Origin of the sequence: Nocardia spumae, assembly GCF_020733635.1 — a bacterium.
GTDB lineage: Bacteria > Actinomycetota > Actinomycetes > Mycobacteriales > Mycobacteriaceae > Nocardia > Nocardia spumae.
In genome coordinates this window covers 4867165-4891950 of the sequence record NZ_JAJFZL010000001.1, presented here as the reverse complement: position 1 = coordinate 4891950, position 24786 = coordinate 4867165, and the positions used below count along the sequence as shown (strand labels likewise).

Annotated in this window: 19 protein-coding genes and 1 pseudogene; 6 read left to right on the top strand and 14 right to left on the bottom strand. The window is 68.8% G+C overall.

What is annotated here, in order from left to right; all coding sequences use genetic code 11:
* Positions 1 to 24: 24 nt before the first annotated feature.
* Genes LKD76_RS21875 through LKD76_RS21865 form a run of 3 tightly spaced genes read right to left on the bottom strand, consistent with a single transcriptional unit; the run spans position 25 to position 3105 of the window.
* Positions 25 to 660 (bottom strand): helix-turn-helix domain-containing protein, encoded by a 636-nt coding sequence (locus LKD76_RS21875; protein WP_227983269.1) that lies wholly within the window; start codon positions 658 to 660, stop codon positions 25 to 27.
* A gap of 10 nt (positions 661 to 670) precedes the next feature.
* A complete protein-coding gene (locus LKD76_RS21870; RefSeq protein WP_227983268.1) occupies positions 671 to 1855 on the bottom strand; it encodes an alpha/beta hydrolase family protein in 1185 nt (394 codons plus the stop codon).
* Positions 1852 to 3105 (bottom strand): homogentisate 1,2-dioxygenase, encoded by a 1254-nt coding sequence (locus tag LKD76_RS21865; protein ID WP_227983267.1) that lies wholly within the window; start codon positions 3103 to 3105, stop codon positions 1852 to 1854. Before LKD76_RS21865 ends, LKD76_RS21870 begins: the two co-directional genes overlap by 4 nt.
* A gap of 1560 nt (positions 3106 to 4665) precedes the next feature.
* On the opposite strand from LKD76_RS21865, the gene LKD76_RS21860 reads away from it, so the two are divergent.
* Positions 4666 to 6066 (top strand): cytochrome P450, encoded by a 1401-nt coding sequence (locus LKD76_RS21860; protein WP_227983266.1) that lies wholly within the window; start codon positions 4666 to 4668, stop codon positions 6064 to 6066.
* A 49-nt stretch (positions 6067 to 6115) separates the two neighbouring features.
* Here LKD76_RS21860 and LKD76_RS21855 read toward each other — a convergent pair whose 3' ends face one another.
* The 3 genes from LKD76_RS21855 to LKD76_RS21845 all read right to left on the bottom strand — a co-directional run bounded on the left by LKD76_RS21855 (position 6116) and on the right by LKD76_RS21845 (position 11811).
* A complete protein-coding gene (locus LKD76_RS21855; RefSeq protein ID WP_227983265.1) occupies positions 6116 to 8380 on the bottom strand; it encodes an ATP-binding protein in 2265 nt (754 codons plus the stop codon).
* A gap of 353 nt (positions 8381 to 8733) precedes the next feature.
* Complete coding sequence (locus LKD76_RS21850) at positions 8734 to 9477, bottom strand: DUF4191 domain-containing protein (RefSeq protein WP_227983264.1); 744 nt, start codon at positions 9475 to 9477, stop codon at positions 8734 to 8736.
* Between the two features lie 123 nt (positions 9478 to 9600).
* Entirely contained in the window at positions 9601 to 11811 is a 2211-nt protein-coding gene (locus LKD76_RS21845) for an elongation factor G-like protein EF-G2 (protein WP_227983263.1), read from the bottom strand.
* A gap of 332 nt (positions 11812 to 12143) precedes the next feature.
* On the opposite strand from LKD76_RS21845, the gene LKD76_RS21840 reads away from it, so the two are divergent.
* Positions 12144 to 13640: an MFS transporter gene (locus LKD76_RS21840; RefSeq protein WP_227983262.1), complete on the top strand. Its 1497-nt coding sequence runs from the start codon at positions 12144 to 12146 to the stop codon at positions 13638 to 13640.
* Here LKD76_RS21840 and lipA read toward each other — a convergent pair.
* From lipA to sucB, 4 genes are all read right to left on the bottom strand, one after another.
* Positions 13597 to 14685: a lipoyl synthase gene (gene lipA / locus LKD76_RS21835; RefSeq protein ID WP_372465918.1), complete on the bottom strand. Its 1089-nt coding sequence runs from the start codon at positions 14683 to 14685 to the stop codon at positions 13597 to 13599. The two genes, LKD76_RS21840 and lipA, sit on opposite strands and share 44 nt — an antisense overlap.
* Complete coding sequence (locus LKD76_RS21830; protein WP_308188564.1) at positions 14682 to 15233, bottom strand: GNAT family N-acetyltransferase; 552 nt, start codon at positions 15231 to 15233, stop codon at positions 14682 to 14684. Before LKD76_RS21830 ends, lipA begins: the two co-directional genes overlap by 4 nt.
* 150 nt (positions 15234 to 15383) lie before the next feature.
* Complete coding sequence (locus LKD76_RS21825; RefSeq protein WP_227983261.1) at positions 15384 to 16274, bottom strand: TIGR01777 family oxidoreductase; 891 nt, start codon at positions 16272 to 16274, stop codon at positions 15384 to 15386.
* Between the two features lie 33 nt (positions 16275 to 16307).
* Positions 16308 to 18095 carry a 2-oxoglutarate dehydrogenase, E2 component, dihydrolipoamide succinyltransferase gene (gene sucB / locus LKD76_RS21820; RefSeq protein WP_227983260.1) on the bottom strand — a complete coding sequence of 596 codons (1788 nt, stop codon included), beginning with the start codon at positions 18093 to 18095 and terminating at the stop codon, positions 16308 to 16310.
* Positions 18096 to 18508: 413 nt separating this feature from the next.
* Here sucB and LKD76_RS21815 point away from each other — a divergent pair, with 413 nt between their 5' ends.
* Complete coding sequence (locus LKD76_RS21815) at positions 18509 to 18859, top strand: oxidoreductase (protein ID WP_227983259.1); 351 nt, start codon at positions 18509 to 18511, stop codon at positions 18857 to 18859.
* 64 nt (positions 18860 to 18923) lie between these two features.
* On the opposite strand, the gene LKD76_RS21810 is transcribed toward LKD76_RS21815, so the two are convergent.
* On the bottom strand, positions 18924 to 20432 hold the full coding sequence (locus LKD76_RS21810) for a leucyl aminopeptidase (protein ID WP_227983258.1): 1509 nt from the start codon (positions 20430 to 20432) through the stop codon (positions 18924 to 18926).
* Between the two features lie 67 nt (positions 20433 to 20499).
* Complete coding sequence (locus LKD76_RS21805) at positions 20500 to 21162, bottom strand: phosphate signaling complex PhoU family protein (protein WP_227983257.1); 663 nt, start codon at positions 21160 to 21162, stop codon at positions 20500 to 20502.
* Positions 21163 to 21323: 161 nt separating this feature from the next.
* On the opposite strand from LKD76_RS21805, the gene LKD76_RS21800 reads away from it, so the two are divergent.
* The 3 genes from LKD76_RS21800 (at position 21324) to LKD76_RS21790 (ending at position 23674) form a co-directional block, all read left to right on the top strand.
* Positions 21324 to 22376 carry a ParA family protein gene (locus LKD76_RS21800; protein ID WP_372465917.1) on the top strand — a complete coding sequence of 351 codons (1053 nt, stop codon included), beginning with the start codon at positions 21324 to 21326 and terminating at the stop codon, positions 22374 to 22376.
* Positions 22377 to 22454: 78 nt separating this feature from the next.
* On the top strand, positions 22455 to 23273 hold the full coding sequence (locus LKD76_RS21795) for a class I SAM-dependent methyltransferase (protein WP_227983256.1): 819 nt from the start codon (positions 22455 to 22457) through the stop codon (positions 23271 to 23273).
* Between the two features lie 107 nt (positions 23274 to 23380).
* Positions 23381 to 23674, top strand: coding sequence for a hypothetical protein (locus LKD76_RS21790; protein WP_227983255.1), 294 nt, complete (start codon positions 23381 to 23383; stop codon positions 23672 to 23674).
* Between the two features lie 113 nt (positions 23675 to 23787).
* On the opposite strand, the pseudogene LKD76_RS21785 reads toward LKD76_RS21790, so the two are convergent.
* Both LKD76_RS21785 and LKD76_RS21780 read right to left on the bottom strand, forming a co-directional pair.
* Positions 23788 to 23994 (bottom strand): annotated as a pseudogene (locus LKD76_RS21785) (TetR/AcrR family transcriptional regulator C-terminal ligand-binding domain-containing protein); the annotation flags it as partial.
* A gap of 251 nt (positions 23995 to 24245) precedes the next feature.
* Positions 24246 to 24785, bottom strand: a complete 540-nt coding sequence (locus tag LKD76_RS21780; RefSeq protein ID WP_227983253.1) for a dihydrofolate reductase family protein — start codon at positions 24783 to 24785, stop codon at positions 24246 to 24248.
* Position 24786 lies beyond the last annotated feature (1 nt).

Here is a 24786-nt window from a genome sequence, read left to right as displayed (position 1 = left end):
GTGAAATCCGATTATCGGACGGTTTCAGCCGAGTGTCTCGTGCAGGCGAGAGGCCGCACGCCGGACCGCCTCGGTCATCGCCGCAGTCTCCTGGCCGACCAGGGTGACGACCCCGACCGCCGCCGGCGGGCCGGGCAGGCCGGGCAGCGCCGCCACGATGCCGTGCGCGCCGGCCACCAACTGGCCTTCGCTCTCGAACAATCCCATCTCGCCGCGCTGCGCCGCCTCGATGGCCGCACCGAGCGCGCCCTGACCGCGCGCGGTGCGGGCGCCGACCCGATAGGCGACATGGAAGGTGGTGAACGGTGGTTCCACCACCGCGACCGCGAGCACATCGTCACCGTCCGCCACACAGAAATGCGCGGTGGCCTCCGCCTCGCGGGCCAGATCCTCGAGGATTTCGCGGGTCGCCTCCCGGACCGACCCGAGCACGTTCTCGGTGAGCATCAGCGCGCCCGCGGAGATGGCCACCGTCCCGTCCGCGCCCCGGCGCACCAGTCCGTGCTCGACGAGGGTCCCGACCAAGCGGTAGATGATCGTGCGGGACAGGCCGAGTTCGGTCGCCAGCTGGGCCGGGGTCCGGGCATGCGGACTGCTGGCCAGCACCTTCAACACGTCGAGTCCGCGGCTGAGGGTCTGCGAGGTGTCGGGGACCGGCATGGCCCAGATCCTACGTGGGCGCCGGGACGATCAGATCCCGCTCGGCCGCCCACTGTTCGACGTATTCGAGACAGGTGCGCAGGTGGTCGGGCTGTCCGACGTAGTAGTGCGTCGCGCCCGCGATCACCCGATAGGTCCGGTCCGGAGTAGCGAGCGCGTCGCGCACGATCGGATTGTGGGTGGCCGGCACCGCGTCGTCGGCGGAGTTCTCGATCTGCAGGACCGGACCCGCGGTGATCCGGGCGGCGTTGCGGGCCCCGCCCGCCACCGAATGGTCCAGGCTCCACTGGCTCAGCCATGATCGCAGCGTGGTGTAGCGAGCGAGTCCGACCGGTCCGACATTGGCGGTGCGCGGGTCGCCGAGATAGCACCAGTTGGGGCGGCGATCGTTGGGATCGACCGCCGGATCGATCCAGCGCACATCGCACATGGTCCGGTGGACCAGGAAGGGCTGCTCCTGTTCGGGCCCGTCCGCCGCACGGAGTTCGGCAAGCCGACCCAGCGCCCACTCGGAGATGCGGCGGTTGCGGGCGCGCTGGGCCGCCCGGAATCCGGCCACGAATTCGGGATCGAACGGCGGCTGTCGCCGGGCGTTGTCGGCGTAGATATCCCAGGTGGCATCGCGGTGATAGGGGTCGGTTTCGTCGATCACCGACGGATCCAGCCATTCGGTGAGCGTTTCGGCGCGCGACAGGTGGGCCGCGATGAACACGACCCCGTCGGCGGGGGAGAGTCCGGCACCGGCGATATCCACCGGATCCCCGGCCGGTGTGGCGGTGATGGTCGGATCGAGTGCCTCGGCCTGATACAGCAGCGACAGTGAACCGCCGCCGGACCAGCCGACCAGGATCACCCGCTCGTAACCGCCGGTCTCCCGGGCCCAGCGCACCCACGCTCCGAGATCGAGGACCACCTTCTCCATCACCAGCGCGGAATCGTTCTTGGGATAGCGACCTGCCGCGCACAGCACATGATGGCCGCGCTCGGCGAGTGCGGTGGGCATCGGCAGAAGGTTCAGGGTGGAGGTCGGATGCTGGAAGACGAAGACGGTCCCGCGGCGCCGATCGCCGGGCGGGCGCAGCAGTTGCCCCTCGAGGACGACACCGTGGCCGCCGGTGAATCCGTAGGTCTCGCGGACCGTGGGCTGATTCTCGTGCCGCAGGATCACCGGGATCCGTTCGAACGATTCGCTCACTGGCTCTCCTGTCGTGCGGTGGATTCGCTCCCGGCGTGACGCCGGCCGGCGTGCGGTTTGTCCGACCAGCTCCACGGATAGCCGGGGACATCGCTGGCGGTGCCGCCCTCGGCCACCTCCAGCGGGCGGAAGGTGTCGACCATGAACGCCATCTCGTTGGGCTCGGTGAATCCGGGCGAGTCGAGGTAGGCCTGGCGACGCGGGCCGTGGGTGTAGGCGGCGGGGTGCAGGGTGATCGAACCGGTGCGGATGCCCGAACCCTTGCGGGCGGCGGTCTCACCGGCGAAGTAGAACATCACCTCGTCGGAATCCACGTTGGAGTGGTAGTAGGGCACCTTGATCGCACCGGGCGCGAATTCCAGTGGGCGCGGAACGAAGTTGCACACCACGAAGCCCTGCCCCTGCAGGATCTGATAGGTCGGGGGCGGCTGCAGTACCGCGCCGACCACGGGGGAGAAGTCGCGGTAGTTCAGGGCGTAGGGATACAGATGGCCGTCCCAGCCGACCACATCGAAGGGATGGTGGTCGTAGACGACGACCGTGCCGTGCAGGCCGGCGCCGGCGCGATGTCTGACGTAGACCTCGGTATCGGCATCGGCCTGCGCGTCGTCGGCCAGCAGCGGCCCGACCGGTCCGCGTAGATCGCGCTCGGTGATCGGGGAGCCCTCCAGGAACTGGCCGTAGCGGGTGCGATGTCTATCGGGTGGGCGCACATGTCCGGCGCCCTCGACGCACAGCAGTCGCAGCGGTCCGGCCGCCGCGTCCGGGAGCCAGCGGTGGACGGTGGCCCGGGGTACGACGACGTTATCGCCCTGGCGCACCGCGATCCGGCCGAAGACGCTGTCCAGGGTGGCCGCGCCGGACTCGACGAAGATCACCTCGTCGCCGACGCCGTTGCTGTAGAGCGGCGAGACCCGGTCGGCGACGACATAGGAGATCCGGACATCGGCATTGGCCAGTACCGTGCGACGGTCACGCACCGCGTCGCGGCCGGTGCTGTCGGAGAACAGATCCGGCGGGTGGAAATGGCGGGGCAACAGGGGAGTGTTGGCGTTGAGCGCCTGGTCGCCGAGATCCCAGTCGCGGGCGTCGACGAGGGCCGAGGGCACGCGGCGGTGGTAGAGCAGGGAACCGGCCCCGGAGAAGCCCTCCTCTCCGATGAACTCCTCGAAGGTCGCGGTGCCGTCACCCAGGGTGAAGGCGACATGACGCTGCCGGGGAAACTCTCCCACCGCTCGGTAGTACGGCACCGCTCCTCCTGCACATGTCCGACATTCGTGACTCGAAGTCCTATATTCGAACATAGGGGAGGGTGCGCGATCCTGTCCACGGTATCGAAACGACACTGCCGCCACCCGCGTATCACGGTGTGGCGGCAGTCGATTCGCGAGCGGTGCCGCTAGCGCTCCCCGGCCGCGCCGCGCTTGCGGTGGGGATGCCGATGTGGTGTCATCGGCAGTCGAATGCTGGAGCCGCAGATCGCTCGTTTCGGATTATGCACTCGCTCATCGGGATTCACGTCCGACGTGGGCCGGTTTTCGCTCGTCCGACTATCCGGTGCTGCCGGTCGATCCTCGTATTCGCCGTGATCAACATGCCGGCACCTGCTCGGCCACGGCGACCGGGGCGAATTGTCCCCCCGCATTATCGATTCCGTTGCGGTACGTGCCGCCCGAGCTGCTCCGGGGGCAGTGATTCGCCTCGGCGCAAATGTGCTGAGCATGAGTAGGAGGGCCGCCTGCCATTCGGACATGTCCGATGGCCTCGGCCGGTCGTCACCGCGAACCGTTCCGGTTGTGGGCAACTCGATATCGGCGGACCGCCGGGACGGTGTGGTCCAGGTGCCGCTGTCACTGGGAAAGCGAATCTCGTGCTGAATTCCCGTGTCGGACGGGTCGGTCCGCCAGCGCTTGCGGCAGAGGGGAACGCGGTGCACACGCAGGCCGCGTTCCTCCAGCCGGTCCGCGATGTCGGTCATCACATCCAAGGTGTCGGCGAGCTGGGACAGCGGGTCCGATCCGGCGAGCCCTCGATTCGCCGTGGCGGAATTCGCCTGGCGAGGCGCGCCGTCGACGACGATGAACGCGGCCGCGGTATTCGTGGCGATCTGCCGTATCGCCCGAGCCGCCATATCGCTCCACCGGGTGTCACCATCCTCGACACCGACCGATACGAGCAGGCAATCGAAGAACACCCTCCGCACGCCCACCTCCGACGGTGCCACGATGCCCGGGAACGGAGCGGTTATCGCGTACTCCAGCGTGCGATAGCGATGACAGGTGATTCGCATGATCGATCGTGTCCCTTGCAAGAGGCTGGCTAGTGGTCCGATATCGGTCGCCGACTGCTGCGATTGTCATCGGGAAAGCCCGTGTGCCGCATCGGTGAAAACACCCCTCGGCGGCCTACGTACTTCGGTGGACATCTGTTCCCGGCCCGTCACCGCGATCGGGAAAATCACGCAGATGCTCTGCTCGATACGGCAACACGATCGAGCTGGTCCACGGGGGGATGTGGTGGGGGAACAGGCTGTGACCGGCGCCGGAGTCCGCATTCGCTTCCTGGAGACCACGGTGAGTTCACGGCCGTGCCGAAAACGGGTATGGGCGTGGGTATTTCTACGGTGGCCGGTAGTGCCCGGGCATCGGAGGCTGTACGGGTAACGCCTGGCGCCCCACTCCATGGCCGGTAACAGCGGTGCTTGGCCACGACCAGAAGGCTCGTCGTGACATCGGATGTGTTCGGGAATTCGATCGGCCCCGAAAGCTGCACGTCCGTGTTGTCCGGCGATCCCCGCAGAGGAGATCGTCATGTCGGTAATGTCATCGTCGGCCCCCCTATTCGAGGGACGTGAACTTCCACCGGGCCCGCGGAGGAAGCTGCGGGCGACACTGGCGTTCCAGCGCTCGCCGTTGCAATTCCTGTCCCGGATGATCGAGGACCACGGCGATATCTTTTCTCTCGATCTGCTCGGAATGCCGATGGTGCTGATCAACCATCCCGACCACGTCGATCACATCCTCAGAACCCGCCACCGGAACTACGATCGGGGTGGCCCCGCCTACGACATCATGCGGACGTTGTTCGGCGCGGGTCTGACCGTGGCGTCCAGACCGGGATGGCTGTTGCAGCGCCGGCTCTTGCAACCCGCCTTCCACCGCGAGCGGGTCGCCGCCTTCGGTGAGCTCATGACCGACACCGTCGAATCCATCCTTGATGGTTGGGAGCAAACGCAGGGCAGACCCGTCGATTTGCGTGCCGAGATGAACCGGCTCGCGTTGCGGGTCGTGGTTCGCGCGCTGTTCGCGATGGATCCGGCCGACGCGATGATCCGGCGCTTCACCGATGCGGTCGACACCGCGACCGAGGAGCTGGCCGCCTATCTGAGATTTCCGCTGGTGCCACTGTCGGTTCCGACCCCGGGACATCGGCGTTTTCATCGCGCCCTGCGAGTCGTGAACGAGATCACCCATGAGGTGATCCGTCAGCACCGGCGGGACGAGCACGATCGCGGCAGCCTGCTGTCGATGATGATGCGGGCCCGCGACGAAGACACCGGTGAGGGTATGAGCGACACCCAGCTGCGCGACGAGGTGTTCGCCATGCTGTTCGCCGGACACGAAACCAGCGCCAGCACGCTCACCTGGGCTTGGTATCTGATCGGTCGTCACCCCGAGGTCGAACAGCGACTGCGCGCGGAGGTCGACACGGTGCTGGGTGGGCGTCGGCCGACCATGGACGATCTGCCGCAGCTGAGCTACACCCGCCGTGTCATCGACGAGACACTGCGGCTGTATCCGCCGGGCTGGCAGCTCGTGCGGCAGGCGGCACACGAGGACGAGATCGGTGGTTATCGCATTCCCGCCGGCAGCACGATCTTCTTCAGCAGCTACTTCGTGCACCGTCACCCGGACTTCTGGGACGCCCCCGAACGATTCGACCCGGACCGCTTCGCGGACTCGGAGGGTGGGAGACGAGACAGACTTGGTTACTTCCCCTTCGGCGCCGGCCCCAGGCTCTGCATCGGAAACGTATTCGCCATGGCCGAAATGCAGTTCACACTGGCGATGACCGTGCAGCGCTACCGGTTCGTGCCGTCGTGCCGGACACCGATCGAACCCAAAGCTCTGATCACCCTCGGAATGGCCGAGCCGTTCACCGTCCATCTCGAGCCTCCGCAGCATCGAGTCGCCACCGAAGGGTTCGGGTGATCCGGTCTCGTAACCGCCTGCCCGCCAGGCGATTACGGGAATCTGGAGGCTAGGGTCCGGGCTGCGCGGTGGCCCATGCGGCGATCTGGGCACGCGAGCTGAATCCGAGTTTGGCGAGGATATGCTCCACATGCCCTTCGGCGGTGCGCGGTGAGATCACGAGGCGGGTGGCGATCGCCTTGTTGGTCAAACCTTGGGCGACGAGATCGGCCACCTGACGTTCGCGCTTGGTCAGATCGCCCCCTGATCGGGGCTCCGTGGCCTCGGCGGGCTCGCCGAGTGCGAAGCCGACGGCGGTATCGAAACTCATCGCGGCGCCGTCCGCACCGGCCGTGTCGAATGCGCGCACGCCGAGCGCCGCGCGGCTGCTGGAAGCGCATTTCTCACGATAGGAGCGCAGTTCCTGAAACATGAACGGGGAACCACCCACAGCGCGGCCCAGGGAATCGGCGGCACCCATCAGGACCGCGGCGCGGCGCGGGTTGTGCTGCTCGGCCGCAATCCACGCCAGCATCTCCAGGCATCCGGCAGCGACGAGCGGGTCAGCGGCCGTGCGAGCCGCTCGAAGGCCCCTCCGCAACAGCTCAGCGGCGCGCTCAGGTTCATTGTTTCGCCATACGGCAAAACCCGCCGCCCACGATCCCCACGAATGGAACATGGTCTCACCGGCGGATGCGGTGATTGCCAGCACCTCGTCGAGGTACCCGAGAGCCTGCGCTGTATCGCCCTGTAGTGCGCAGACCCATCCCAGCGAAATCATGACATCCAGCTGCAGCGTGACGTCGCCCGCACTCTCGTAGATGTCGACGGCATCGGCCAGCAGGGCCACGATCCGCGCCGGATCACCGTCACCGGTGCCGAGATGAAGATTTCCCGCGGCGTCCGTGGCCAGCGCTCGCACCAGTGGTTCTGCGGTCTGCTCGGCCAGGGCCGTCAGCTGCGCTGCCCGGTCGGTCGCCGCGGGCAGGTCACCCTGCATCGCGGCCATCACATTGGCCCCGTAGAGCGCTTTGGCCCGGTCTACGGTCCGCGCGCCGGTCGTACGGTCGAGGACACGCTCGCACCAGCGGCGTCCCTCGCCGAGTCGTCCACGCAACACCCAGAACAGGTAGATGGCGGTGTTGATCCGCAGTGCGGTCTCGCTTGCCTCGGCCAGGCCGAGTTCCAGTGCTTTCCGGAGATTGGGTAGCTCCCGCTCCAGTCGGGCGAACCACTGGACCTGATGCGGGCCTATCCATTCCGCCTCGGCCCGCAGGGTCAATCGCTCACACCAATCTCGGTGCCGCCGAACGTATTCGAGATAATCTCCGCTGTCTTCGGCTTTATCTCTGCCGTACTCTTGAACGGTTTCCAGCATCCGGAAGCGGATCGTGCCCTCGGTTTCGTCACGAATGAGGACAGACTTGTCGACCAGCGCCGCCAGCGCATCGTGCAAGTCCCATTCGGTCAGTTCGGTGTCGCAAACATCCGCGGCGGCGTCGAGTTCGAAGCCGCCGGCGAAGACCGACAGCTGATTCCACAGTCGCTGCTCCATCGAGGTGCACAGGTCGTAACTCCAGCCGATGGACCACCGCAGAGTCTGCTGGCGTTTCGGGGCGCCACGGCTTCCGCGGGTCAGCAGTGTGAATCGGTCATCGAGCCGGGACAGGATCTGCTCCGGTGACATCGTCCGCAATCGTGCGGCGGCAAGCTCGATCGCCAGCGGCAGGCCGTCGAGCCTGGCGCAGATCCGGGCCACGGTGAGCCTGTTGTCGTCGGTGATCGCGAAGCCGGGCACGGCCGCGGCCGCGCGTTCGGCGAACAGGGTCACCGCATCGAAGCGTGCCGCTGTCCGCAGTGACGGCTGGTCGGTCACACCGGGAATCGCCATGGGGGGCACCGCGAACACCGATTCCCCGCCGAGGCCCAGGGCTTCGCGACTGGTCGCCAGAATTCGCAGGTTCGGGCAGGTCCTCAGCAGCGATTCGGCGAGTTCGGTGACCGCGTCGATCACCTGCTCGCAGTTGTCCAGCACGAGAAGCAGGTCGCTCGGGGACAACTGTTCGATGAGCATCTCGAGGATCGGCCGGGCACCGCGGTTCCGCAGGCCGACGGCGGCGGCCACGACATCGACCAGCAGGTTCTCATCTCGCAGGTCCCCCAGCTCGACCAGCCACGCGCCGCCGGCGAACTCGTGTTTCACCTTGTGAGCGACACGCAGCGCGAGTCTCGTCTTACCGACGCCGCCGATTCCGGTCAGCGTCACCAGGCGTGAACTCGCCAACCGGTTTCCGACCTCGGCCATCTGGGCCCGCCGATCGATGAAGCTGGTCAATTCGAGCGGCAGATTCCCCGGACCATTCGCTGTGACGGGCCCTGATCTCACCGATGATGCCGGGGCCGCATCGGGCCGCGGTGGCATGTCATCGACCGGGAAACTGTGATCGCGTTCCGCCTGCCGGATACCCATGCCGACATCGTGTTGCGTCTCGAACGGATCCATCTCCACCATCGACTACTCGTGACCCGAAACAGCGGGCACTGGGCACGATACCGTGTGGTCCGCCTCGGACTACGACGTTCGTGGCCACCGACCGGCATCGCTCGGCAAACCCGCATCCGCGGGATGCGGTCCTGCCCGAACCGTGCGGCGGACGACCACGAACACGACCGGGTCGGGTGCCCGTCCTAGCGGCGGCGGATGGTGCGCTGCACTCCGCGCATCTTGGCGCCCCCGGGCAGCGGGCCCTTCGGCAGCGCCGGGCCACCGCGGGTGGCCAGTGCGGTGAGACGGCCCTCGATGAGGTCCATACGCTTGGCATCGATATTGCGCGGCAGCTTGGTCAGGTGGCGCTGCAGGCCCTTCAGCGGAACCTGGCCCTCGTCGTTGCCGATGACGATGTCGTAGATCGGGGTATCGCCGACGAGTCGCGCGGTCTTCTTCTTCTCCTGCGCCAGCAGCGATTTCACCCGCTGCGGCGAGCCCTCGGCGACCAGGACCACACCCGGCAGGCCGATGACGCGGTGGACGGCGTCGAGCTGGGTGGTCGCGGCGACGGCCTGGGTGGCGCGCCACTTACCCTGCAGATTGTCCAGCACCCACCAGGCCGCACCGGCCTGGCCTTCGGCCTTGGCGTAGACGTTCTTCTGCACCCGGCGGCCGAAGATGATGAAGGCGACCAGCGCGCCGAGCAGAATGCCGACCGGCAGCAGGAACCACTGCATGTCGAACAGGAAGCCGACCAGGAACAACACCACGGTGATGCCGACCAGCGCGCCGATCATCAGCGGCAGCAGCAGCTTGTCTTCCTTGCGCACCATCTGGAACGTCTGCCAGAGCTGCTGACGCCGCTCCTTCGACGCCTGCCTGCGCGCAGCCTTCGCCGCGGCCTTGTCTTCCTTCGACGGTGTGCCGCCCTTACCTGCTGCCATGCCCTCCAGGATAGTGGGCGAGCCGGGCATACCCCGCACGGGCTGGGCGAGGCCGTGATCGCGCACCCGCCGCGGTCGCGGTGCCGCCACGGCGCGTCATCCCCCCGCCGGGCCCCGCGATGCCTAGACCGCCGATTCGGTGCGGTCGCGCAGGTCCGCGGCGACCTGACCCGGCATCGATTCGTGCCGGACGTAGCCGCGGTCGAACTGCGCCGCGCCGCGGGTGAGCGACCGCAGGTCGATGGCGTAGCGGATCAACTCCAGCTCGGGGACCTCGGCGCGGATGACGGTGCGCCCGGCACTCGCCGGCTCGGTGCCCAGCACCCGGCCGCGGCGACCGGACAGATCACCCAGAATGGTGCCGACGTGCTCGTCGGCGACGGTCACCCGGATCTCGGCGATGGGTTCGAGCAGCTTGATCCGGCACGCCCCCGCGGCCTCGCGCAGTGCCAGCGCGCCCGCGGTCTGGAAGGCGGCGTCGGAGGAATCCACCGAATGCGCCTTGCCGTCCAGCAGCGTCACCCGGATATCGACCAGCGGGTATCCGGTGGTCACGCCCCGTTCGGCCTGGGCGCGCACGCCCTTCTCCACCGAACCGATGAACTGGCGGGGCACCGCGCCGCCCACCACCTTGTCGACGAATTCGATCCCCGAACCCTCCGGTAGCGGTTCGACCTCGATATCGCAGATCGCGTACTGGCCGTGCCCGCCGGACTGCTTCACATGCCGCCCGTGCCCGGAAGCCTTGCCGCCGAAGGTTTCTCGCAGCGCCACCCGGTACTCGTCCACATCCACCTGCACACCGAACCGGGAGCGCAGCCGTTCCAGCGCGACATCGCGATGCGCCTCACCCAGACACCACAGCACCAGCTGATGAGTGCGCGGGTTCTGTTCCAGCCGCACGGTCGGGTCCTCGGCCACCAGGCGCGCCAGCCCCTGCGACAGTTTGTCCTCATCGGACTTGCCGTGGGCGCGCACCGCCACCGGCAGCAGGGGATCGGGCAGCGGCCACGGTTCGATCAGCAGCGGAGAATCCTTGGCCGACACCGTATCCCCGGTCTCGGCATGGCCCAGTTTGGTGACGTAGGCGATATCGCCGGCGATCGCCTGGCCGATCGGGAACTGCTGCCTGCCGAACGGTGCCGTCACCGCGCCGACGCGTTCGTCGAGATCGTGCCCGTCACCGGCGGAGTCGGCGTGCCGGCCGCAGATGTGCACGGTGTCGTCGGCGTGCAGGGTGCCGGAGAAGACCCGCACCAGCGAGACCCGGCCCACGTACGGATCCGAGGCGGTGCGGATCACCTCGGCGGCCAGCGGCGCCCCGGGGTCGCAGGACAGCGCCTGCGGCTTCGCGCCGTTGCTCGGGCAGCGGGCCGATACCGCGTGCTCGGCCGGAGTGGGGAAGCCACGGGTGATGAGCTCGAGGATCTCGACCATGCCCAGACCTTCGCGGGTGCCGTCGGGCGGCGGGGCCGCGATCAGGATCGGATGGAAACGGTCATGGGCCACGGCACGTTCGAGATCCGCGGTCAGTGTGGCCAGATCGATGGTCTCGCCCTCCAGATAGCGGTCCATCAGGGTTTCGTCTTCGCTTTCGGCGATGATGCCCTCGATGAGGCGGTTACGTGCGGTCTCGATCAGCGCGGACTGTTCGGCGGTGGCGTCGGTGCGGGTGTGCGCGCCGGCCGAGTAGTCGAAGACCTGCTGGTTCAGCAAGTCGATCACTCCGGTCACCGGGCGATGCCCGTCGGCGCCACGCGGGCCGTGGACGGGCAGCTGCAGCGGCAATACCGCATCGGAGTCCCCGTCGCCGAGCAGGTCGGCACACGCCTGGGTCATGACATCGAAATCGGCGCGCGCCGCATCCAGGTGGGTGATCACCAGTGCGCGCGGCATCTGCACGCGGGCGCATTCCTCCCACAGCGCCAGCGTCTGACCGTCGATGCCATCGGCGCCGGCCGCGGCCGACACCACGAAAAGGGCCGCGTCCGCGGCTCGCAGACCGGCCCGTAACTCGCCGACGAAATCGGCATATCCCGGTGTATCGATCAGATTGATCTTGATGTCGTTCCAGGCGACCGGCACCACCGACAATTGCACCGAGCGATGTTGCCGCTGCTCGATATCGTCGTAATCCGAGACGCAGGTGCCGTCCTCCACGCGGCCCGCCCGGGTGAGCGCTCCGGCCTCCATGGCCAGTGCCTCCACCACCGTTGTCTTGCCCGACCCGGTGTGACCGACGAGAACCACATTGCGAATGCCATCGGGTCGCGACGCCTCGAGGACTCTGCCGCTGGTATTTCCACGGGCGCCGGTGCTCGCTTTTTCGGCCATGTCTCTTCACTTCCCGGAGTCGACACGTGCGGTTGCTTTCGAGCTTCCCACCGGCGGGCGGCTGTGTCACCCGTTCCGCGGATCCGCACCCCTTCCGAGAACGCGCGCGATGACATCCGGCACGCCGGCCTTCCCGACGCGGCGTTGTCCGGCACGGCGACCGGCTGCCCGTCGGCGGGAAGAACCCGTCACCTGTGACACAGTGCGATCGCGCAGCGGGTGCGGATGTTCGTCCGGGGCATCGCCGATGTTTCTCCCGCGTAGCTGTCTTATCGCCGGGCTCGGCGACTGGACGAGTGACCGGGAATGGTCACGCGGTCGGGAAGGCGGACATGACGAGCGTGGTCGAGACCGATCCGAGGGCCGGGGTCCGGCTCGGTACCGCCGCGGGGCGCCGACTGCTGGCCGCGACCGTACTCGGTTCCGCCCTGGTCTCGCTGGACGCGACGGTGGTGACCGTGGCCGTGCCCAGGATCGGTGCGAGCCTCGATGTCGCGATGGTCGGTGCGCAGTGGGTGATGAGCGCGTACATGGTTGCGCTGGCCTCGCTGATCCCGGTCGGCGGTGCCCTCGGTGACCGTTACGGCCGACGTGCGGTACTGCTGTGGGGCACTGTCGGTTTCGCGCTGGCCTCGCTGTGGTGCGGCCTGGCGGGCACCATCGAATCACTGGTCGCCGCTCGGGTCGCGCAGGGCGTGGCCGGAGCTCTCGTCACTCCGGGCAGTCTGGCCCTGCTGTCCGCGGCGATCGATCCGCGCGATCGTGGTCGAGCCATCGGGCTGTGGGCCGGCTTCGGCGGGGTGGCGGGGGCGCTCGGACCGGTCGCCGGTGGCTGGCTGGTCGAGTCGGCGGGCTGGCGTGCGGCATTCCTGGTGAATGTGCCGCTGGCGATCGTGGTCGTGATCGTCGCGGCACGCATATCCGAACGCCGGGAGCCGCGCGTCGGCGGCCGGCCGGATCTGCTGAGTTCCGCGTTGTTCGTGGCGAGTCTGGCCGTGACGAGCTACGGCTTGATCGACGCCCGATGGTGGTGGGCCCTGGCGGGCGCGGTGGCGCTGGTGGCGGTATCGGTGGGGCAGGCGCACACGAGGGACCCGCTGATTCCGCCCGCACCGTTTCGCTCGCGCACGTTCACCGCGGTCAATCTGGCAACTTTTCCCGCCTACGCGGCACTGGGCTGCGGGTTGTTCCTGCTGGTGTTGCAACTGCAGGTGAGCGCCGGATATCCACCGGCCGCCGCCGGTGCCGCGACCATCCCCGTCACGGCGCTCATGCTGGTGATGTCGGGGTGGTCGGGCGGCTACGCGCAACGCCACGGCGCCCGCGCGCCGATGACGATCGGCTCGATCACAGCGGGGTTGGGAACGGCACTGCTGAGCGGGGTCGGTGCACACGCCCCGTACCCGAGCGCGGTACTTCCGGGAGTGACGCTGCTCGGCGTGGGGCTGGGCATTCTGGTCACCCCGCTGACCGCTGCCGTATTCGCGGCGGTGCGGACCGAGGACTCCGGACTCGCTTCCGGAGTCAACAACGCCGTCGCGCGTGCCGGTCAGCTGCTCGGGATCGCCGCGATACCGAGCGTGGTCGGTATCTCCCGGACCTCTCTCACCGCCGCCGGGGGCCTCGATGGCGGCTACCGGGCCGGCATGTGGATCTGCGGTGGCCTGTTCGTTCTCGCCGCGGCGCTGTCCGCGTTTCTGCTGCCTCGGGCGGTCACCACCCGCGATGCCGGCGCGCGGCCGCGGACGGCAGGGCCGCGGTACGTCTACCGCGGCCCGCGCATGCTCAGCCGCCGAAGCGAGCCAGCACCGAGCTTGCCTCCTGGGTAGCGGAGCCGCCCTCGGCCAGATGCGCCATCTCCGGGGCGATCGCGCGGCCGTGATGCGCCATCGCCTGCGCGTACAGCCGGCCGGCGCGGTAGGACGAGCGCACCAGCGGTCCGGCCATCACACCGGCGAAGCCGAGTTCGGTTGCGACGCGGGAATGCTCGACGAACTCCTCCGGCTTCACCCAGCGGTCGACCGGATGGTGCCGCGGCGAGGGACGCAGATACTGCGTGATGGTGAGGATGTCGCAGCCGGCCTCGTGCAGATCACCCATGGCCTGGGTGACCTCTTCGGGCGTCTCGCCCATGCCGAGGATCAGATTCGACTTGGTGACCAGACCCGCATCGCGCGCCGCGGTGAGCACGGCCAGCGACCGCTCGTAGCGGAAGGCCGGGCGGATCCGCTTGAAGATGCGCGGCACCGTCTCCACGTTGTGCGCGAGCACCTCCGGGCGGCTCGAGAACACCTCGGCCAGCTGCTCGGGGTCGGCGTTGAAATCCGGGATCAGCAACTCCACACCGGTGTGCGGGTTGAGCCCCTTGATCGCACGCACCGTCTCGGCGTACAGCCACGCGCCGCCATCGTCGAGATCGTCGCGGGCGACACCGGTGATGGTCGAGTACCGCAGGCCCATGGCCTGCACGCTCTCGGCGACGCGGCGCGGTTCGTCACGGTCGAGCGCCGCGGGCTTTCCGGTATCGATCTGGCAGAAATCGCAGCGGCGGGTGCACTGCTCGCCGCCGATGAGGAAGGTGGCCTCGCGGTCCTCCCAGCATTCGAAGATGTTGGGGCAGCCCGCTTCCTCGCAGACCGTGTGCAGGCCTTCGCGTTTGACCAGGCCCTTGAGCTCGGAGTACTCGGGGCCCATGGTGGCGCGGGTGCGGATCCACGTCGGCTTGCGCTCGATCGGCGTCTGCGCGTTGCGGGCTTCGATGCGGAGCATTTTGCGTCCACCCGATTCACGCACCAGCGGATCGGGGGACGACGTGGCCGGCGTGGCGGTGTGTGCCGCGCCGCTGTTCGATGTCGGGGTATCGACGGAGGTCACTCGAACGACTCTACGCCCGCCGAAATCGGGCCCGGCAGCGTGCGTTGCATCAAGGTCAGATCCATCCAGCCACCGAACTTGTGACCGACCTCCGCGAGCTGTCCGACCACCCGGAATCCGAATTTCTCGTGCAGCAGGATCGAGGTCTTGTTGGAGGTCTCGATGGCCGCGATCACGGTGTGCACCCGGCCGGATTCCTCGGCTCGCGCCAGCAGCGCGGTCAGCAGGGAGGTGGCGGCGCCGCGCCGCTGGAACCGGTCCGCGACGTACACCGAATTCTCCACGCAGTAGCGATAACCGGACTTCGGCCGCCACTGCGCGTAGCTGGCGTATCCGGCCACCTCACCATCGATCTCGGCGACCAGCACCGGATATCCCGAGGCCACCCGATCCCGCCACCACCGCAGCCGGTCATCGAGATCGACCGGTGCGGAGTCCCAGATCGCGGTGGTCTCGGCCACCGCGGTGTTGTGGATCGCGAGGATCGTGGGAAGGTCGCGCTCCTCGGCGTCGCGGATGTGGGGGCCGGCCGGCGGGATATCGGTCACTGCCTCAACGTATCCGCAGCCGCGACCCGAATCGATTCCGAAACCGTCCGGGCGCCGGAAAACGTGAGCATCACCTCACCCCGGCGGCCGATGGTTTCGAGCGATCCACCCGGGCCGCAACCCCCGCCGCGGCGAAGCGCAGGCCGAAATTCAGCCCACCGCCGCGGCCAGCGCCTCGCCGACGGTCTCGTGCCGGAACGAGTAACCCGCCTCCTCGAGCACCGTCGGGATCGCCCGCGGGCCGCGCAGGATGGCCTCGCGTGCCATTTCACCGACCACGGCCTGTAAGGCGAAGGCGGGCACCACGAACGGCGCCGGGCGATGCAGGGCCCGGCCCAGTGCGCGGTTGAATTCGGCGTTGGTCACCGGGGCGGGACCCACCAGATTGACCGGTCCGCGCACGTCGGAATGGGTGAGCGCGAACTGGATGCCGCCGACCTCGTCGTCGAGTGAGATCCACGGCTGATACTGGCGGCCACTGCCGAGCCGGCCGCCCAGCCCCAGCGAGTACAGCGGTCGCAGCAGGGCGAGCATGCCGCCGTGGCGCGACAGCACGACCGCGCTGCGGATCTGCACCACCCGCACGCCCGCCTCGGCCGCGGGCTCGGTGGCGGCTTCCCAGTCCCGGCACAGGGTGGACATGAAACCCGTTCCGGCGGAATCGGATTCGGTGATCACCCGATCACCGGTCTCGCCGCCGTAGAAGTGCACGCCGCTGGCACTGACCAGCGTCGGCACTCCCGCGGCGGCGACCGCGGTGGACAGCACATCGGTCGGGCCGATGCGGCTGTCACGCAACTGCTGTTTGTAGCTGCCGTTCCACCGACGCGAGCCGATTCCGGCGCCACAGAGGTTCACCACCGCGTCCGCGGAGCGCAGGGCCGCTTCGGGCACCTGCGCTCGTAGCGGATCCCAGGTGAACTCGTCGGCCGCGGCCGCGGGACGGCGCACCAGCCGGGCTACCTCGTGCCCGTCCCGGCGCAGCGCGGCGACGAGCGCCGTCCCGATCAGCCCGGACGAACCGGCGATCACAACCTTCATGTCGGGAACCGAATCGTCGTGTCGGTGAGCGGTTTACAGGCCCAGATCGGCCTCGAAGGCGGCCTCTTCCAACCGGTGCCTGATGGTGGTCAGGAAGCGGCCGGCGTCGGCGCCGTCGATCAGCCGGTGATCGTAGGTCAGCGGCAGGTAGCACACCGAACGGATGCCGATGAACTCACTGCCGTTGTCGGAGATCACCATCGGGCGCCTGACGATCGCGCCGGTGCCCAGCATCGCCGACTGCGGCGGAACCAGGATCGGGGTGTCGAACAGGGCGCCCTGGCTGCCGATGTTGGTGATGGTGAAGGTGCCGCCGGCCAGCTCGTCGGGCTTGAGGCCGCCGGTGCGGGCGCGGTGGGCGATATCGGCGATGGCGCGGGCCAGACCGGCCAGCGACAGGTCACTGGCGTTGTGGATGACCGGCGACAGCAGACCCTGGTCGGTGTCGACCGCGATACCGAGGTGGACCGCCGAGTGGTAGGTGATCTCCTTGGTGTCCTCGTTGTAGGAGGCGTTGACGTTGGGGTGCACGCCCAGCGCCTCCACCGCCGCCTTCGCGAAGAACGGCAGGAACGTGAGGTTCACACCCTCGCGCTCGGAGAACGCGCTCTTCGCCTTGGCCCGCAGCGCCGCGATCTTGGTGACGTCGGCCTCGTGGGTCTGGGTCAGCTGCGCGGTGGCCTGCAGCGATTCGCGGGTCTTGGTCGCGGTGATCTGCCGGATCCGGCTGGCCTTCTGGACCGTCCCGCGCAGCGCCTGCAACTGCGGGCGCGCACCCGCCGGTGCCGCGGGAGCGGCCGGGGCCTGGGCAGCCGGGGCCGCGGGGGCGGCGGCCGGTGCGGCGGCGGGCGCCTTGTTCGCCTCGGCGGCGGCCAGCACATCCTGCTTGCGGATACGACCGCCGACACCGGAACCCTTCAGGGTCGTCAGGTCGACGTCGTTCTCCTGGGCCAGCTTGCGGACCAGCGGAGTCACGTAGGGGGATTCACCGTTGCCGGACGCGGTCGAGGATGCCGCCTGCGCGGGGGCCGGGGCCGGCTGCGACGGAGCCTGCTGGGCGGGCGCCTGCGGGGCCGGAGCCTGCGGGGCGGGCGCCTGCTGCTGAGCCGGGGCCTGCTGCTGGGCGGGCGCTTCCGGTGCGGGTGCCTGCTGCTGCGCGGGCGCCGGAGCCGGGGCGGGCGCGGCCTGCGCGGCCGCGGGCGAACCGCTGCCGATCACGCCGAGCTGACCGCCGACCTCGATGACGTCGTCCTCGTTCGCGCTGATCTCGAGCAGGGTGCCGGCCACCGGAGACGGGATCTCGGTGTCGACCTTGTCGGTGGACACCTCGAGCAGCGGCTCGTCGACCTCGACCTGGTCACCGATCTGCTTGAGCCAGCGGGTGACGGTGCCCTCGGTGACGGACTCGCCCAGTTCGGGCATCTTGACCGGGGTGCCGGAGGCGGGGCCCGACGATGCGGCCGCGGCGGGCTGCGGTGCGGGCTCCGGCTGTGCGGGCGCCTGCTCGGCGGGGGCTTGCTGCGCGGGCGCGGCCGGAGCCGCGGCTTCCTGCGCGGGGGCGGGTGCGGAGGCGTTCGCCTCGGAGGCGTCGCCGATCACGCCCAGTTCGCCGCCGACCTCGACGACATCGTCTTCCTGGGCCACGATCTTGGAGAGCACACCCGCTGCGGGGGACGGGATTTCGGTGTCGACCTTGTCGGTGGACACCTCGAGCAGGGGCTCGTCGACCTCGACCGTGTCTCCTTCCTGCTTCAGCCACCTGGTCACAGTGCCCTCGGTGACGCTCTCACCAAGAGCTGGCATCTGGACGGAGAAGGCCATGTCCGTTGACTCCTCTAACTGCTCGACGGGTCTACAACAGTTCGTCTCTCGGCGGGGGCACGCCGCGGGTCGCGGTGAGCACCCGGCTGCCACCGAACATTCCTGTGGCACCGGAGATCCGTGCGGTTCTTGTTCCGGTTCTCCATCCTTGCACTCGCCGTTGCGATGCGTACCACAGGGCGGGCCGTCGGCGGCCCCGTGGCGACTTCACAGCATCCGTGTCGTCCTCGGGAGCAGGTCGGATGCCGACGCGCACCGCGGCGTGTCTCGTTCGACACTCCGGCGCTGTGTGGCGATTCCCGCTTCCGGACCCTCGGCCGGCGCCGGGCCTCCGTCCGAAATGCCCGACAGCTGGCACTATCGATGGATCGGGAGTGCACACACCCCGATCTGCGAACAGGAGGTAGGCGGCCGTGGGGTTGCTCGATCGTTTCCGCGGCGGCCGCGCGGGCGGCGGTGCCGATGCGTCGGATGTGCGCTATCTGGCCGAGTGGACGCGCACGCACGTCGGCGTGGAGGCCTACATCGAACCGAAAACAACGGTGACCGATGTCACAGCGGTGCTTATCGCCGCCGATGGGGAATGGACTCGCCGGGTGGTGGGTGAACGCGGTGCGCGGCAGTTGTCGAGCCGCCTCGGGATACCCGTGTACGACGCGGCCCGCACCGGCTATCCGCAGCGGATGCGTGACTACGACTCCCGTAAACGGATCGAGCGCAAACGCGCCCTGGAAGCCGACCTGCGGGATCTGTCGGCGGACTAGGACCGAACCGGCCGGCCGCCCTCCCCCGAGGGCACGGCCGGCCGGTTCGAATCTGCTGCGCCGCTTACTCGCCGGCGATATCGGTGAGCACCGCGACCAGCGTGCGAACCGGAACGCCGGTGCCGCCCTTGCCGATGTAGCCGAACGGCCCGCCGGTGTTGTAGGCCGGTCCGGCGACATCCAGATGCGCCCACTGCACGCCGTCGGGCACGAACTCCTTGAGGTAGGTGCCCGCGACGAGCATGCCGCCCCAGCGGTGCGGGGAGACATTGGCCAGATCGGCGACCTTCGAATTCAGGTCGGCGCGCAGCTCGCTCGGCAGCGGCATCGCCCAGCCGTTCTCGCCGACCTGCTGCGACAGCAGCGCCACCCGGTCGCGGAATTCCTCGGTGCCCATCACGCCCGGCGTGCGGGTGCCCAGGGCGACCATCTGCGCACCGGTCAGGGTGGCGACATCGATGAGGTAGTCGGGTTCGTCCTCGCCCGCGCGCACGATCGCGTCGGCCAGGATCAACCGACCCTCCGCGTCGGTGTTGATGACCTCGATCGTGGTGCCGCCGTACTGGGTCAGCACGTCACCGGGTCGCTGCGCGGTTGCCGAGGGCATGTTCTCCGCCATGGGCACGGTGGCGGTGACGGTGATCGGGAGGCCGAGCCGCGCCGCCACCAGCGTGGTCGCGATGACCGCCGCCGCACCGCCCATATCGGAGGTCATGTTCTCCATATTGGCGGCGGGCTTGATCGAGATGCCGCCGGTGTCGAAGGTGATGCCCTTACCGATCAGCGCGACCTTCTTCTCACCGCCGGCGTAGGTGATGCGGAGCAGCCGTGGCGGGCGCGACGAGCCCTTGCCGACGCCGACGATGCCGCCGTATCCGCCGGCCTCGAGTTGCTTCTCGTCCAGGATCTCCACCTCGAGCCCGGCAGCGCGCGCCAATCCGGCCGCGCGATCGGCGAACTCGGCGGGGAACAGCGCGTTCGGCGGGGTGTTGACGAAATCGCGTGCGGTGGCCACGGCTTCGGCCACGGCTTGCGCGCGGAACAGTTCCTCGGCGCCGGAATCCGGTGCGGGAACCAGGAATTCGACACGCTGCAGCGGCTGCTCGGCCGGCTTGGGCGCGGACTTGCCGGATTTGAACGTGGTGAAGGTGTAGGCGCCCAGGTAGAAACCCTCGGCGGCGGCACCCAGGTCCAGTCCGGACAGCGTCGTGACGGCGGTCGCGGTGCCGGCCAGCGAACGCGCGGCCACACCGGCGGACTTGCGGATCTGCTCGGCGTCGAGGGCGTCCTGCGCGCCGAGGCCGACCGCCAGGACGCTGGTCGCACCCAGGCCCTCCGGCGCCGGAATCCGCGTCAGTTCCTCGGCCTTACCCTTCGCGCCGACCGCCAGCAGCGCCGCCAGCACATGCTCGCGGACCGTGGCGTCGATCACCTCGTCGAATACGTCGGCCGCCGCGATCACGGGACCGTCGTCGCCGGTCAGAACGCCGATCACGAGGACATCGGTATCGGGGCCGATGCTCTCGGTACGTGCCAGTTCCGGGCCGAGTGAACGATCTGCAACAGCTGTCATGCGCCCAGGTTACTGCGTGGGTTCGGACCAGGCGGCGGGTGCTCACGGGGTGCCGAAGCCGCGATGCTCAGGTCTCCTCGGACTGCGCCGAGAGCGGCACCCCGGTGTGGAAGAACCGGATCAGCCGTCCGATCCGCACGCAGTGCACGGCACATCGCTCGAAATGGTGTGCCAGCAGTGCCGTTTCGACCGCCATCGCATTGCCGTGGGTCCAGTCCGCGTCGGCGACCGCCCGCATCAACTGCTGATGGAGGCGATCCATCGCGGGATCCGGCGGGATCAGGCTGGTATCGGGCGGTACCTGCTGGGCTGTGATCGCCGTGATCGCCGCCGCGGCCAGTTGCGCGACGACACCCGCCATCGCGGTCAGTGCGGCCGTGATCTGTTCGGGCGCCACCGGATCCGGGAAGGCCCGCACCACGCTGTCGGCCACCCGGCTCAACGCGGCCGCGACGCCCGAGAGGTCCTCCGCGATCTGGATGGCGGTCACCACATTTCGCAGATCCCTGGCGACGGGCGCCTCGAGCGCGAGCAGGAGTACCGAGCGGTCCTCGCATCTGGCATGGTCGGCCTGGATCTGTTCGTCCAGGGCCAATACCTCGTAGGCCGCGGTCAGGTCGGCGTTCTCGATGGCCACCGCGGCGCGCTCGGCCGCCTCGTGAGCCAGCCGAGCCATGTGGGCGAGCTCATCGGTGAGCGCCGCGAGCTCGGAGGAGAATTTCGTTCGCACCCTGGTATCTTCGCCGCCCCGGGCGCCGAACGTGCAATATCCCAGGAAAACTCGTCCGATCTCAACCTGTGCGGTGGTGTGGTGCACTGGCGCAACGCGCGTCGATCACTAGTCTGTAGCGAACCGTGCCGACGGTGGTGTGATTGGAGGGTCTCGGGCTGGTGGAGTCGCGAAGCGAGGCGATACCCGAACAGCGCGCGGGTTCGATCGATGTGGTGCCCCCGCTCGACGCGACCGGGCCGGCGGGTCCGGCGGGCGACGAGGACGGCTTCGACTGGCTCGGTAAGGCTCGGGCCGGCCGCGTGCTGCACCTGGAACGGCCGCAACGGATCTGGGAGGGGGAGCACACTCCCGGACGTTCCCGTCCCTATGTGGTGGCCACGTTCAATCTGAAGGGCGGGGTCGGCAAGACCACCACGACGGCCGCACTGGCCGAGATCCTCTCGGCCGAATTCGACAAGCGGGTGCTGCTGATCGATCTGGATCCGCAGGCGAATCTCACGGCCATGATGGTGGGTGAAAACCGGGCCGTGGAACTGGATTCCGCCGATCGCACCCTTGCCGCCGTCTTCGCCGCGGCCGTCGCCGGCCGTCCCGCACCCGATGTGCGCACGTTGATCCAGCGGCAGGTCTCGGCGATGGACGCGGTCACCTCCGTCGACCTGCTACCCGCCTCCCCGAAACTCATTGCGCTGCAGGACGAGATGCCCGCGCTGCGGCAGAGCGATCCGACCGCGGTGCTGGCCCGGACGCTGTCGGGTGCGCTCGAGGACTACGACTACGTCCTCGTCGACTGTCCGCCCAATCTGGGGCCGATCACGCAGAACGGCCTTCGGCTGTCCGACGGATACCTCATTCCCACCATCCCGGACATCATGTCCACCTACGGTATTCCGCCCGTGCAGGCCCATCTGCGTCATCTCGCCGGCCGGTGGGGGGCTCCGCTCGAAGAGGTCGGCGTCGTGGTCACCAAATACCGCCGGTCCTCGGCGGTGCACCGCACGACACTGGAGATCCTTCGGGCCAACCGCACTCTGCCCCGGCTGTTTCCGACCCGCATCCCCGATTCGAATCAGATCGCCGCGGCCGCCGCTTACACCGACTTCGGCAGTCTTCGTAGGAAATACGGCGCCGGCGGCCAGTTCCTCGCCCTGCGCGAGCTGACCGCGGACTTCCTCGCGACCACCCGGATCACCCTCGCGTGGGGGCGCTGATCCCGGCCGGCGCCACCCGCGAACCGAGATCGTCAACCCAAGGTTGACGCAAGGATGATGCGGTTCTACCGTGGGCGCATGCCCTCCACTGAACCGTCTCCGCGCGCTCTCTCGCCGGAATCGCGCCGCAGCATCGGCGAATCCTTCGGAGTCGATCCGGCCCGATACGACCGCACCCGACCGCCCTATCCGCAGGCCATGATCGACCGGATCGTCGCCGAAAGTCCGGGCTCGAACCTGTTGAACGTCGGCTGCGGCACCGGAATCGAGGCGCGCCAGTTCCGGGCCGCCGGATGTGAGGTGCTCGGCGTCGAACCCGACGCTCGGATGGCGGAGTTCGCGCGCCGCGACGGCCTCGAGGTCGAGGTGGCGCGCATCGAGGACTGGGATCCGGCCGGACGCGTCTTCGATGCGGTGGTATCGGGTACGGCTTGGCATTGGGTCGATCCGTCCGCCGGTGCGAACCAGGCCGCGCGGGCACTGCGGCCGGGCGGCCGAATCGCACTGTTCTGGCACGTATTCCAGCTTCCGCGCCCCGTTGCCGAGGCATTCGCCGCGGTCTACCGCCGGGTGCTGCCGGACTCCGCGTTCCAGCTGCCCGCGCGCCCGGGATCGGCGATGGAGGGGTACCGGACCATCTTCACCAACTCCGCCAACGGAATTCGTGAATCGGGTGGTTTCGGTGCGGTCGACGAGTGGCGGTTCGATTGGGAACGCGTCTACCCGCGCGCGGAATGGCTGGATCAGATGCCGACCCAGGGCTCGCTGACGCAGGCGCCGCCGGAGGTGGCCGAGCAGGTCCTCGACGGTGTCGGGGCGGCGATCGACGAGTTGGGCGGCAGCTTCACGATGCAGTACGCCACGGTGGTCGTCACCGCCGTCCGTGTGGGGGAGTGAGCGAGGCCGGTTATGACGTGGATCACATCACGGTATTCGGGGAACCGTGGCGGCGCGGGAACGTCCAATCCCATGACGGACATCACCTTTCGAGACAAGGAATCGGCATGAGACGTTCCACTGCCACACTGCTCGCCGCCGCGGCGATCGCGGGATTCGGCCTGGCGATGGCCGGGCAGGCAGCGGCCGCGCCCCTGGCTCCCGCCCGGCACCAGGCCCTCGACCCGGCGGCGTCGAACGGCTGCCCGCCGCCGCCGACCGGTCCCGACGGCCGGCCGCTGCCCCCGCCGCGGGGTGTGGACGGTAAGCCGCTGCCTCCGCCCACCGGTGCCGACGGTAAGCCGTGCCCGCCGCCGGCCGGCCCCGACGGTAAGCCACTGCCTCCGCCGCCCGGCGCGTAACGCGGTCATCCCGCGCGCACGACGGCCGAGGAAGCCGTCACGTCGTGCGCGCGGGCGTGCCCAGCGGGGATCGCTGTCGCCGGGTGGAGTGTCCATCGGGTGCCCGGGCTCGATCACCGCACGGCGCGCACCACGAAATCCGCCACTTGCCTTCCGGATTCGGCATCCAGCGGCGCATGGTCGAGCAGGAGCCGGTACCACAGCACCCCATACACGACGTCGAGTATCAGATCCGGGTCGATATCCGCGGCGACCCCCCTCTGGCGATCGCGCGTGGTGGCCTTTTCTGTCACCGCAGGACCGTGCCGCCCAGTTCGGCGTCGCCGCGCAGTCGGTGCCCGCCGGGCGGGTGGGCACCCCGGCCGAGGTCGCCGACGCGATCCGCTACGTGATCGGGGCCGACTACGTGACCGGTGCGGTCCTGCCGGTCGACGGCGGGTTCACCGTGGCCTGAGGCGCGATCCACCGGTGGGAACGGTCTCTCGAGTTCCGCGGTCATCCGGTCGGCCCTGCCCCGCGCCGCACGGCCCCGACGGCACGGTCCTTCCGCCGCCGCGCTGAGGGAGGTCGTTCAGCCCGGTCGCACGACATCGAAACGAGCACAGGCGAATTCACCGTTGCGTGCCAGTTCGGTCAAGGTCAGCTCGACCCGGCGCGGCAGTAGCGGCCGTCCCGAGCCCAGGGTGACCGGTGCGATCGACACACAGATCTGGTCGAGCAGTCCGTGGTCGGCGAACTGCCCGGCCAGATCACCACCGCCGACGATCCAGATGTTCTTGCCGCCGGCCGCGGCCGTCATCTCCGCGTGCACGACCGGAACCGGGTCGTGGGTGAACCGGACATCCGCGCCATCGGTCCGCGGTGCGAAGGTGCGGTGCGTGAACACCCACGCGGGCATCGCATACGGCCACTCCATATCCGGATGATTGTCGAGCAGCCACCGATAGGTGCTCGCGCCCATGGCGAGGGCGCCGATCTCGGCGATGAAGTCGTCGTAGCCCATCGGCCCATCGCCGTCGTTGTCCCGGGTGAGCAGCCAGTCCAGCGAATGGTCGGCGGTCGCGATGAACCCGTCGAGAGTGGTGGCGGTGTAGTAGACGGTGCGGGGCATG

Excerpts from the sequence above, each read along its gene's own strand:
- LKD76_RS21875 (WP_227983269.1), bottom strand. The coding sequence starts at position 660 with ATGCCGGTCCCCGACACCTCGCAGACCCTCAGCCGCGGACTCGACGTG.
- LKD76_RS21860 (WP_227983266.1), top strand. The coding sequence starts at position 4,666 with ATGTCGGTAATGTCATCGTCGGCCCCCCTATTCGAGGGACGTGAACTT.
- LKD76_RS21850 (WP_227983264.1), bottom strand. The coding sequence starts at position 9,477 with ATGGCAGCAGGTAAGGGCGGCACACCGTCGAAGGAAGACAAGGCCGCG.
- LKD76_RS21845 (WP_227983263.1), bottom strand. The coding sequence starts at position 11,811 with ATGGCCGAAAAAGCGAGCACCGGCGCCCGTGGAAATACCAGCGGCAGA.
- LKD76_RS21840 (WP_227983262.1), top strand. The coding sequence starts at position 12,144 with ATGACGAGCGTGGTCGAGACCGATCCGAGGGCCGGGGTCCGGCTCGGT.
- LKD76_RS21825 (WP_227983261.1), bottom strand. The coding sequence starts at position 16,274 with ATGAAGGTTGTGATCGCCGGTTCGTCCGGGCTGATCGGGACGGCGCTC.
- sucB (WP_227983260.1), bottom strand. The coding sequence starts at position 18,095 with ATGGCCTTCTCCGTCCAGATGCCAGCTCTTGGTGAGAGCGTCACCGAG.
- LKD76_RS21810 (WP_227983258.1), bottom strand. The coding sequence starts at position 20,432 with ATGACAGCTGTTGCAGATCGTTCACTCGGCCCGGAACTGGCACGTACC.
- LKD76_RS21795 (WP_227983256.1), top strand. The coding sequence starts at position 22,455 with ATGCCCTCCACTGAACCGTCTCCGCGCGCTCTCTCGCCGGAATCGCGC.
- LKD76_RS21790 (WP_227983255.1), top strand. The coding sequence starts at position 23,381 with ATGAGACGTTCCACTGCCACACTGCTCGCCGCCGCGGCGATCGCGGGA.
- LKD76_RS21780 (WP_227983253.1), bottom strand. The coding sequence starts at position 24,785 with ATGCCCCGCACCGTCTACTACACCGCCACCACTCTCGACGGGTTCATC.